At 58.8% G+C, this 12,463-nt stretch carries 2 protein-coding genes and 1 pseudogene; all 3 read left to right on the forward strand.

What is annotated here, in order from left to right; translation table 11 throughout:
* The first annotated feature begins 786 nt into the window (after nt 1-786).
* Entirely contained in the window at nt 787-1,719 is a 933-nt protein-coding gene (locus B4U45_RS08975) for a phosphotransferase (RefSeq protein WP_075545064.1), read from the forward strand.
* Nucleotides 1,720-2,213: 494 nt separating this feature from the next.
* Nucleotides 2,214-11,711 (forward strand): type I polyketide synthase, encoded by a 9,498-nt coding sequence (locus tag B4U45_RS08980; protein ID WP_219859379.1) that lies wholly within the window; start codon nt 2,214-2,216, stop codon nt 11,709-11,711.
* Nucleotides 11,712-12,130: 419 nt separating this feature from the next.
* A pseudogene (locus B4U45_RS08985) lies at nt 12,131-12,415 on the forward strand (transposase family protein); the annotation flags it as partial.
* Between the last annotated feature and the right edge of the window lie 48 nt (nt 12,416-12,463).

The raw sequence follows: 12,463 nt of genomic DNA on the forward strand, positions 1-12,463 counted from the left end.
TGGGCCTCTTCGGTTCGCCCCTACTTCGAGATATTCTGTCAGGCAACCACGGTCCGCTCCTCACAAGAAATCTGTCTACAGCGCAGGGTTGACGACACCGTTGACCTGTGCGACTATTGCCGATACGTATGTATCGTTACTAATGCAGATGAATCGGGCTGGCGTGGCAGTCGAAGCCATATAGACGCTGCGCCGTAAGGGCTAGGGGTGCAACCGGGGTCGCTGCAGACACCTTTACTCAAGTGGCGGTGTAATCGTCGGAAATGGTGAACCAAGTCAATATTGTTGTTAATTCAGGTATCTATGATCAGCCGCACGTTTGAGCGAGTGATTTTACAGAGTAAGCAAAAGATTCCGTCCATAACGGAGGTTGTTGAATTTCGAAAACATTAACGTTAACGTGGCCATCATCAGGGATGAACGCGAAAACAACTGAGGAACCGTGGATCCAGGCTAAGAGGTTGACGTCCAGCTGGTTGTCACCGGTGAGCCCGATCCCGAAGTCGTTGTTGCCAGTCCGGGCGTTGTTGCTGCTGTCAACCGCAGGAATCGAGGTCAGCGCAGATGCTAGTTGGCAATCAGCCCGGCGAGCAACGCTGTGGCTATGTTTGATGCCCTAACGTCGTTGTGGCGGAATAATGTTAGTTGCGATTGGGTCATCTGGTGACAAGCCAATTTGATCGAGTTGTCGCGCGGCCAAGCGACCTCACAGCCGCGTGGCTTAGCAGGCAGATCGGAGCGGGAACTGTCCTGGACTTTGAAGTTGAGCCTATCAGTACCGGCTTGATGAGCGACTGCTATCGCCTAAGGCTGGATTACGCGCGCAACCCCTCCAACCGCCCGAAGCCCCAGTCAGCAGTATTGAAGCTCGCAGCAGAAGATCCGACGAGCAGGCAAACCGGGCTCGCACTGGGGTTCTACGAGCGCGAAGTCCGCTTTTATCGCGACCTCGCATCCCGCTTTGATGGACAGCTAGTACCGTGCTATGATGCTGCGCTCGACGCTTCTACCGGAACGTTTCACTTGCTCATGGGCGATGCAGCACCGGCGGTTGCCGGGAACGACATTCAGGGCGCCACGCTAGACCAGGCTCGACTGGCGCTCGTCACGTTGGGCCGTATACACGGATTGCTGATCGGCGACAGCGCGCTATCCGAGTTCCCGTGGCTCAATCGGAATATGCCTCTTACCCAGGCACTCATCTCCGAGCTCTACCCCGGCTTCCTTGATCGGTATGGCCACAATATGTTGCCCGGCCACCGCGCATTGTGTGACCGGGTGGTGGCTACGTTTCACGAATGTCGTCACGTGGCTAACGAAGCTGACGGACCGCGTATGTTCGGTTTGGTTCACGGTGATTACCGTCTCGATAACCTACTGTTTGGCACTACTGCAGAGCGGCCGTTAACCGTCATTGATTGGCAGGCCGTTTGCTGGGGCCCAGTGATGGCTGATCTGGCATACTTCCTGGGCTGCGCTATTTCGACGGAGAAGCGCCGTAAACACTACGACACCCTGCTACGAGCGTACCACAACGCGCTGGGCGCACAGTCTCAAATCAGCCTCTCTGATGTCTACGAGGGGGTGCGACGGCGAAGTCCACTATGCGTCGCAAGGATCATTGCTTCGGCAATGTTGGCCGGACGCACTCAGCGGGGCGATACCTTAATCATGGCGGCGCTACAACGCAATTGCGATCATGTGCTCGACATTAAATAGCATGGCCGGAGTGTGGTTATACGATGGATACTCGACCCATGAAGCGTCGCGTCATAGGAGATTCTCGAATCTACGCGATGCAGGTTGCGTTTGCCCTCTCTACGCGCATGTCAATGCCCTCATACCACTATACCACTCCTTTTCGTTGCTCATTAGGCGAATATGGGCACCCACTTCCTGAAGCGAACAAGGCATAATGACATGGTACTAGCTCACTGGTCGCAGCCGATCTGCGCCATGCATTCTCAGACATCTTCAGGGACGTTAGTCGCCAATATGCATAATTGGTCCAGCCTACAGTATCTATCGAAAACTGAGATATTTTCGTTGAATTCAGAACATTTCGATCCGTCGCGTTCAAAATTGACATTCGTCGCAATTGAAACCGTGCCCATTATTCAGTGGAGTCTAGCCACTGTTTGGAACATTATTCACTTATTATTCCGGGTTGCGTCACCGAGGCGCCCAGATCCTAATTTCGAAGGTCCTTATTTATGACAGATGACAGCAATCAAATACTAATCATCGGCCTGTCGTGTAGGGTAGCCGGCGCCAACAGTCCCAACGAGTTCTGGCAACTATTAACGCAAAGTCGGAGCAGTGTATCCGAGAGCATGCCCAACCGCCATGCAGATGAGATCGTCGACTCTCGTATACACCATCTCAGCGCACTGAAATATGGCGCATTTATTGAAAACGCGGATAGTTTCGACGCTTCATTTTTTGGCATTTCAGCCGATGAAGCCGAAAAAATGGATCCGCAGCAACGCATAAGTCTTGAACTCGTCTGGTCGGCTCTCGAAGATGCATGCATTGTTCCAGAAGACCTCGCCGACAAATCTGTGGGGCTCTTTATCGGTGCGATGCGTGATGACTATGCTTCCCTTCTTTCGCGTAGCCACTCAGTGATTAACTCTCGAAGCACGCTAGGGTCGCTTCGTTCCGTCATCGCAGGGAGGATCTCACATTCTTTCGGACTAACAGGGCCGAGTCTGGTGCTCGACACCGGGCAGTCGTCATCCCTAGCTGCAGTCATCTTGGCAATGGAAAGCTTGCGAAGGAGAGAGTGTGATCTGGCGATAGCCGGCGGGATCCATCTAAATCTTGACCCATATGCGGCGGCGAGTGTGGCCGAATTAGGAGTTCTCTCATCCAGCGGAATATGTCGCCCCTTCGATGCGCGCGCCGATGGTTACGTTCGAGGTGAAGGCGGCGGCTTTATTGTGCTTACGCGAGCTGGTAGTAAGTTCGCGCATGGAAGACCGCTATACTGTGAAGTCCGCGGTGGCGCGATCATCAACGACGGTAGCCGGCTCACACTCGTAAGCCCAACCGTCGACGGGCATAAACGTCTGTTCAATACCGCGTTAGTTGCGGCGCGTACTGAGCCTTCAGTGGTCGATTATGTGGAAACGCACGGAACCGGTACGCAAGTCGGAGATCTCGCTGAGGCGCAAGCGCTTATCTCAGTATATAGGAGTAGCGACGTTGCGCAACACAAGTATCCACTCATTATAGGCTCATCAAAGCCCAATATTGGACATCTTGAAGCCGCTGCCGGAGTCATTGGTGTTATCAAGGTGGCCCTTGCTTTTAAGAACGGACTATTGCCCCCGACCCTTAACTTTGCTGAGCCGAATTCAGCCTTAGCAGACCACGAATCAGTCATACGTGTCCTTGCTGTCGGCACTGAATGGCCGGATACCGATCATGTGAAAACTGCGGCGGTTTCCGCGTTTGGGGTCAGCGGCACCAACGCTCATCTGATTGTTCAACAAGCCCCTGCTGCGGATCCTGCGGTGATACCCGCCGCCAATGATGATGATGATGATGATGATGATGGTGGTGGTGGTGGTGGTGGGGTGGTGCCTGGTATTTGGGTGCTCTCGGGGCGTAGCGCAGCGGCGTTGCGTGCTCAGGCCCAGCGTTTGGATCGCCATCTCGATGATCACCACGATGTTGATCTGACTGATCTGGCTTACAGCCTGGCCACTACCCGCAGCCATCACCCCTACCGAGCAGCGATCACCGTTTCCTCACCACCCCCCGATCCTGGCAACGGGCTTCGGGCGGCCTTGAAGGCCTTAGCCAGCAACCAACCCCATCCGGGCCTGTCCACCCATCACCACCTGGCTCACCAATCCAGCAAAACCGTGTTCGTCTTTCCCGGTCAAGGCGCTCAATACCCGGCCATGGCCGCCCAGCTCTACCAACACCACCACGACTTCGCCGCCGCCCTAGACCGCTGTGACCAGGCTTTACGCCCCTACACCGGCTGGTCGGTGCGTGAGGTGTTGTGTCAAGACCCCCCACCGCTGCCTTTAGAGCGCGTCGATGTGGTCCAACCGGCCCTGTTTGCGATGATGGTCGCCCTTGCAGAACTGCTGAACTCCTGCGGCATTACGGCCCAGGCCGTGATCGGACACTCTCAAGGAGAAATCGCCGCCGCCTATATCGCTGGGGTGTACTCCTTAGACGAAGCCGCCAAGATCGTGGCCCGCCGCAGCCACGCCTTAGCGCAGCTATGCGGGAGCGGGACGATGGCTTCGGTGCTGCTAAGCGCTGAAGAACTCGACCCCTACCTGCAGCGCTACGGTCAAGGCCTTGACATCGCTGCGGTCAACGGTCCCTCACAAACCATCATCAGCGGCGATGTGGCTGCGCTGCAACGGTTTATCACCGCTTGTGAACACCACAACATCCACATCCGCACCATCGCCGTGGATTACGCCTCCCATTGCTCTCATGTGGAAGCCCTGCACCAACAACTACTCGACGATCTCAACAACCTGCACCCCCGCCCAGCGCAAATCCCGATGTATTCCAGCGTGGGCAGCCACCTATCGGACCAGCCTGTTGACACCACCACCTTGACCGCCGACTACTGGTACCACAACCTGCGTGAACCGGTTCGTTTTGCTGATTGTGTAGCGGGTTTGCTGGCTCAGGGCCCCCATGTTTTTGTGGAGTTATCCCCCCATCCGGTATTGGCCCCAGCAATCAGCGACACCCTCACCACCACCACCACCACCGCGACCACCACCGCGACCACCACCGCGACCGCGACGGGGACCGTGACGGGGACGAGGACCGCGACGGGGACTGCAGGTTCTGGGGGTGTGGGCCACGGCAGCGCGGTGATCAGCACCGCCCATCGTGATCGGGCCCACCTAGACACCCTGGCCCACGCGCTGGCCCAACTACACACCCATGGCCACAGCCCCCACTGGCGGCACCTCTACCCCCAAGCCCGTATCACCGCATTACCCACCTACCCCTTCCAACACCGCCGTTTCTGGCTAACCCCCAGCACCGCCTCGAGCGCCGATGTCAGCGCTGCGGGGGAAGATTTGCTGTGGAAAGCCGTTGATGAGCAGGCCATCGACACGGTGGCGCAGATGTTGGCTCTTGGTGATGGGGATGCGGCGGCGCTGCCTGCGGTGGTGGGGGCTTTGCGGCGATGGCGTGCAGATCGTCAGGCTCGTGTGGTGGTGGACTCGTTACGGTATCGGGTCGGTTGGCAAAGTGTGGTGTTAAATGAGTTAGGGCCGACCCGGCAACGATGGCTTGTTGTGGCGTTTCCCGAGCAGGCCGATAGTGATTCCTGGGTGACTGGTTTGTCTGAGCATTATGGTTCGGATATCGAAATTTTGGTTGTCAATCCCAGCGACGTCGGTAGTAATTCGTTGACGGGTTTATTATCGACGGCTGTTGCGGGTGCTCACTGCGATGGAATTGTATCTTTTTTAGCGCTTGATGAACGGCCTCATCCGGATTTTCCGGGGATATCACGCGGGCTGATTTCTACGTTGCTGGTCGGGCAGGCCTACGCCAACAGCAGCCTGAGTGTCCCTTTGTGGCTCGTGACTCAAGGCGCGGTCGAGGTAGCTGGCGGCGGTGAGCCCGCCAGCTGCGCCCAGGCCGCTGTGTGGGGTCTAGGACAATCGCTGTGTCTAGAACACCCCGACCGGTGGGGAGGGCTTATCGACCTTCCCGAATTGCCCACGCCGCAACACTTAAGGCAGCTTTACACCCTTTTGAGTTGTCCGCAATCTGAAGATCAACTTGCCATAGGCGCGCACAAGATCAGCGCTCGACGTCTTTATCCGGCACCGCTGCCGGCCCATGTGGAGCCCGGCTGGACCTCGTCGGGAACAGCATTAATCACCGGGGCGACAGGGCGGCTAGGCAAACACATCGCCCACTGGCTTGCCCGGGCTGGAGCCAGTCACCTCATCTTGGTCAGCCGTACCGCTGCGCACAGCTCTTCAGGGACACAACTGCAAAAAGAACTTCACGCTGCCGGGGTGAGCACCACATTAGCCTCAGTCGATGTCACCGACCGCCATGCTTTAGCAGCCTTTCTCACCCAAGCCCGTCGCCAACATGGACCCATACGTACCGTCGTTCACGCGGCAGCAACGATCACAGACCACCTCATCTCCGAGGTCACCACCGCCCAATTCTGCGCTGATTACAGCAAAGCCATCGGAGCCGACAACCTTGCGGAACTGCTCAGCGAGGACCCACCTGACACCTTCATCCTGTTCTCCTCAGCCGCAGCGACCTGGGGCGGCGCCCACCAAGGCTGCTACGCCGCCGCCAACGCCCACCTTGACGCCCTGGCCTGCCAACTACGCGCCCACACCGGCACCCAGGCACTATCGATAGCCTGGGGCCTGTGGGCAGACCAACAACCCACCCACGCCAGTTTGGCTCCTCACATCCTGGAGCACTTCCACCGCATCGGCATCAACGCCATCCCCCCCCAAACCGCCCTTAACGCACTGCAGCACAGCCTCAACACCAACGACACCCACATCACCGTGGCCGATGTCAATTGGAACCAATTCCTCGACATCTTCACCGCCAGGCGCGCCCACCCGCTGCTCACCGAAATAACCGCCCTAACCACCGTGCGCCCTCAGGCCCATTCGCCGGCCAGCACCGTCATGGCGCAGCTGGCCGGTCAAAGCGCTGCCCAGCAACGCCAAACCGTGATCTCGATGGTTACCGCGATCACGGCCACGGTGCTCGCTCACCCTGATCCGGCCGCTTTAGATCCCGACCGCCCGTTTAAAGACCTCGGTATCGATTCTTTGACCGCGTTAGAACTACGCAACAGTTTGACCCAACACACCGGGCTGACACTGCCGGCCACCGTGGTTTTCGACCACCCCAGCCCCAACGCGCTGGCCCAACACCTCATCGAACTGATCACCCACACCGGTTCTTCTGTGGCGCCGGTGGCGGGTTCGGCTGGTATGGGTGTGGGTGAGCCGGTGGCGGTGGTGGGGGTGGGGTGTCGGTTTCCTGGGGGTATTGGTTGTGCGGAGGATTTGTGGCGGGTGGTCAGTGGTGGGGTTGATGTGGTGGGGGGCTTTCCTGATGATCGTGGGTGGGATTTAGCGGGTTTGTTTGATCCTGATCCGGATGCGGTGGGTAAGACTTATACCCGGTGTGGGGGGTTTTTAGAGGGTGCTGGTGATTTTGATGCCGATTTTTTCGGGATTTCTGCGCGGGAAGCTTTAGCGATCGATCCTCAGCAACGGTTGTTGTTGGAGACGTGTTGGGAGGCGTTGGAAAACGCTGGTATTGATCCGGGGGGGTTAGCGGGGTCTGCCACTGGGGTGTTTGTGGGGGCTTATGCCCAACCTTATGGGGGTGGTGATTCCCAGGGGGTGGACGGTTATGCGTTGACGGGGTCGGCGACCAGTGTGGCTTCGGGGCGGGTGGCTTATGTGTTGGGGCTACACGGGCCGGCGTTGACGGTGGACACGGCGTGTTCGTCGTCGTTGGTGGCGATTCATTTGGCGTGTCAATCGCTGCGTAATGGGGAATCGGAGTTGGCCCTTGCTGGGGGGGTGACCGTGATGACCACCCCGACAGTGTTTACCGAGTTCGCCCGGCAGCGAGGGTTAGCTGTTGATGGTCGTTGTAAATCGTTTGCCGCCAGCGCTGATGGCACCGGATGGGCCGAAGGGGTGGGAGTTGTTGTTTTAGAACCGTTAAGTCGCGCACACCGCTACCAGCACAAGGTATTGGCCGTTATCGCTGGCTCAGCAGTCAACCAAGACGGCGCCTCGAACGGGTTGACCGCCCCCAACGGACCAGCTCAGCAGCAAGTGATCTGTCAAGCCGCAGCCAACGCCGGGATCGGGCTTGACCACGTCGATGTGGTCGAAGCTCACGGGACCGGTACTACCTTGGGTGATCCGATCGAGGCCGGCGCGGTGATCGCTACTTATGGCGCCCATCATCAGCGTCAGCAACCCCTGTGGCTGGGATCGATCAAATCCAACATCGGCCATACTCAAGCCGCCGCCGGGGTGGCTGGGCTGATCAAAATGGTTCAAGCTCTCAACCACAACATCGTGCCCCCGACTTTGCACATCGACCAACCCAGCCCACATATCGACTGGTCGGCAGGCACGGTGGCACTGCCCACCCAACCGATGCCCTGGCCGGATACCGATCATGTGAAAACTGCGGCGGTTTCCGCGTTTGGGGTCAGCGGCACCAACGCTCATCTGATTGTTCAACAAGCCCCTGCTGCGGATCCTGCGGTGATACCCGCCGCCAATGATGATGATGATGATGATGATGATGGTGGTGGTGGTGGTGGTGGGGTGGTGCCTGGTATTTGGGTGCTCTCGGGGCGTAGCGCAGCGGCGTTGCGTGCTCAGGCCCAGTGTTTGGATCGCCATCTCGATGATCACCACGATGTTGATCTGACTGATCTGGCTTACAGCCTGGCCACTACCCGCAGCCATCACCCCTACCGAGCAGCGATCACCGTTTCCTCACCACCCCCCGATCCTGGCAACGGGCTTCGGGCGGCCTTGAAGGCCTTAGCCAGCAACCAACCCCATCCGGGCCTGTCCACCCATCACCACCTGGCTCACCAATCCAGCAAAACCGTGTTCGTCTTTCCCGGTCAAGGCGCTCAATACCCGGCCATGGCCGCCCAGCTCTACCAACACCACCACGACTTCGCCGCCGCCCTAGACCGCTGTGACCAGGCTTTACGCCCCTACACCGGCTGGTCGGTGCGTGAGGTGTTGTGTCAAGACCCCCCACCGCTGCCTTTAGAGCGCGTCGATGTGGTCCAACCGGCCCTGTTTGCGATGATGGTCGCCCTTGCAGAACTGCTGAACTCCTGCGGCATTACGGCCCAGGCCGTGATCGGACACTCTCAAGGAGAAATCGCCGCCGCCTATATCGCTGGGGTGTACTCCTTAGACGAAGCCGCCAAGATCGTGGCCCGCCGCAGCCACGCCTTAGCGCAGCTATGCGGGAGCGGGACGATGGCTTCGGTGCTGCTAAGCGCTGAAGAACTCGACCCCTACCTGCAGCGCTACGGTCAAGGCCTTGACATCGCTGCGGTCAACGGTCCCTCACAAACCATCATCAGCGGCGATGTGGCTGCGCTGCAACGGTTTATCACCGCTTGTGAACACCACAACATCCACATCCGCACCATCGCCGTGGATTACGCCTCCCATTGCTCTCATGTGGAAGCCCTGCACCAACAACTACTCGACGATCTCAACAACCTGCACCCCCGCCCAGCGCAAATCCCGATGTATTCCAGCGTGGGCAGCCACCTATCGGACCAGCCTGTTGACACCACCACCTTGACCGCCGACTACTGGTACCACAACCTGCGTGAACCGGTTCGTTTTGCTGATTGTGTAGCGGGTTTGCTGGCTCAGGGCCCCCATGTTTTTGTGGAGTTATCCCCCCATCCGGTATTGGCCCCAGCAATCAGCGACACCCTCACCACCACCACCACCACCGCGACCACCACCGCGACCACCACCGCGACCGCGACGGGGACCGTGACGGGGACGAGGACCGCGACGGGGACTGCAGGTTCTGGGGGTGTGGGCCACGGCAGCGCGGTGATCAGCACCGCCCATCGTGATCGGGCCCACCTAGACACCCTGGCCCACGCGCTGGCCCAACTACACACCCATGGCCACAGCCCCCACTGGCGGCACCTCTACCCCCAAGCCCGTATCACCGCATTACCCACCTACCCCTTCCAACACCGCCGTTTCTGGCTAACCCCCAGCACCGCCTCGAGCGCCGATGTCAGCGCTGCGGGGGAAGATTTGCTGTGGAAAGCCGTTGATGAGCAGGCCATCGACACGGTGGCGCAGATGTTGGCTCTTGGTGATGGGGATGCGGCGGCGCTGCCTGCGGTGGTGGGGGCTTTGCGGCGATGGCGTGCAGATCGTCAGGCTCGTGTGGTGGTGGACTCGTTACGGTATCGGGTCGGTTGGCAAAGTGTGGTGTTAAATGAGTTAGGGCCGACCCGGCAACGATGGCTTGTTGTGGCGTTTCCCGAGCAGGCCGATAGTGATTCCTGGGTGACTGGTTTGTCTGAGCATTATGGTTCGGATATCGAAATTTTGGTTGTCAATCCCAGCGACGTCGGTAGTAATTCGTTGACGGGTTTATTATCGACGGCTGTTGCGGGTGCTCACTGCGATGGAATTGTATCTTTTTTAGCGCTTGATGAACGGCCTCATCCGGATTTTCCGGGGATATCACGCGGGCTGATTTCTACGTTGCTGGTCGGGCAGGCCTACGCCAACAGCAGCCTGAGTGTCCCTTTGTGGCTCGTGACTCAAGGCGCGGTCGAGGTAGCTGGCGGCGGTGAGCCCGCCAGCTGCGCCCAGGCCGCTGTGTGGGGTCTAGGACAATCGCTGTGTCTAGAACACCCCGACCGGTGGGGAGGGCTTATCGACCTTCCCGAATTGCCCACGCCGCAACACTTAAGGCAGCTTTACACCCTTTTGAGTTGTCCGCAATCTGAAGATCAACTTGCCATAGGCGCGCACAAGATCAGCGCTCGACGTCTTTATCCGGCACCGCTGCCGGCCCATGTGGAGCCCGGCTGGACCTCGTCGGGAACAGCATTAATCACCGGGGCGACAGGGCGGCTAGGCAAACACATCGCCCACTGGCTTGCCCGGGCTGGAGCCAGTCACCTCATCTTGGTCAGCCGTACCGCTGCGCACAGCTCTTCAGGGACACAACTGCAAAAAGAACTTCACGCTGCCGGGGTGAGCACCACATTAGCCTCAGTCGATGTCACCGACCGCCATGCTTTAGCAGCCTTTCTCACCCAAGCCCGTCGCCAACATGGACCCATACGTACCGTCGTTCACGCGGCAGCAACGATCACAGACCACCTCATCTCCGAGGTCACCACCGCCCAATTCTGCGCTGATTACAGCAAAGCCATCGGAGCCGACAACCTTGCGGAACTGCTCAGCGAGGACCCACCTGACACCTTCATCCTGTTCTCCTCAGCCGCAGCGACCTGGGGCGGCGCCCACCAAGGCTGCTACGCCGCCGCCAACGCCCACCTTGACGCCCTGGCCTGCCAACTACGCGCCCACACCGGCACCAAGGCACTATCGATAGCCTGGGGCCTGTGGGCAGACCAACAACCCACCCACGCCAGTTTGGCTCCTCACATCCTGGAGCACTTCCACCGCATCGGCATCAACGCCATCCCCCCCCAAACCGCCCTTAACGCACTGCAGCACAGCCTCAACACCAACGACACCCACATCACCGTGGCCGATGTCAATTGGAACCAATTCCTCGACATCTTCACCGCCGGGCGCGCCCACCCGCTGCTCACCGAAATAACCGCCCTAACCACCGTGCGCCCTCAGGCCCATTCGCCGGCCAGCACCGTCATGGCGCAGCTGGCCGGTCAAAGCGCTGCCCAGCAACGCCAAACCGTGATCTCGATGGTTACCGCGATCACGGCCACGGTGCTCGCTCACCCTGATCCGGCCGCTTTAGATCCCGACCGCCCGTTTAAAGACCTCGGTATCGATTCTTTGACCGCGTTAGAACTACGCAACAGTTTGACCCAACACACCGGGCTGACACTGCCGATTACCGTGGTTTTCGACCACCCCAGCCCCAACGCGCTGGCCCAACACCTCATCGAACTGATCATCTGATCGCACTCACGAGGAATTGTAAATATCCACTGTTGTTGTCACGCTGGCGACGACAACACGGGTAAGTCCCCTGGCATGGCCCCCAGTGAATGAGTCCGCCTTGTTTTAGACCGAAGTTACGACGGGTTCTGACTGGGGATTAGTGTTCTGAGCTGGCGATATGGGCTGCTGTCTCGTGCTGATGTGTAGTCACGAATATGTGTGTGTCATTCGTGTCTGATCGGTGCAATCAGTCTATGATGCTTTGTATGCCGCGCAACCAGGGCAAAGCTCACGTAGTCAGAGTTAAAAAGACGCATGTGGATAAGCGGCTCTTCGCAGATGAGGGTGTAGAGGTGGTCGGCGCGTCGTTGCCGGGATAGGGGTCGAGGTCTTCCGAAGATGAGGGTTCCTACACACCTGATCTGGAAGACCTCGACATGCCTGACGCTACCTTCGCTTGCCCTGATCTGACCACGTTCTGCCGCCTTGATGAGCTCGGGATGGAGGTGACTGGACAACGCCTGGGACCCGAGCAGGCGGTGCTGGCGTGCCGGATCGTCGGCGACGACTCGTGGTGTCGGCGCTGCGGCGAGCAAGGTGCGGTGCGCGACACCGTGACCCGTCAACTTGCGCACGAGCCATTCGGGTTGCGGCCGACAACCTTGCTGGTCACGATCCGCCGCTACCGATGCGCGGGCTGCGCGCACGTGTGGCGTCAAGACCCTCTCTGTCTAACCTGTGTGAGACGTTGAAGTAGATGAGTCTTCTGT

Origin of the sequence: Mycobacterium persicum, assembly GCF_002086915.1 — a bacterium.
In the GTDB taxonomy this organism is placed as follows: Bacteria; Actinomycetota; Actinomycetes; order Mycobacteriales; family Mycobacteriaceae; genus Mycobacterium; species Mycobacterium persicum.

Excerpts from the sequence above, each read along its gene's own strand:
- B4U45_RS08975 (WP_075545064.1), top strand. The coding sequence starts at position 787 with ATGAGCGACTGCTATCGCCTAAGGCTGGATTACGCGCGCAACCCCTCC.
- B4U45_RS08980 (WP_219859379.1), top strand. The coding sequence starts at position 2,214 with ATGACAGATGACAGCAATCAAATACTAATCATCGGCCTGTCGTGTAGG.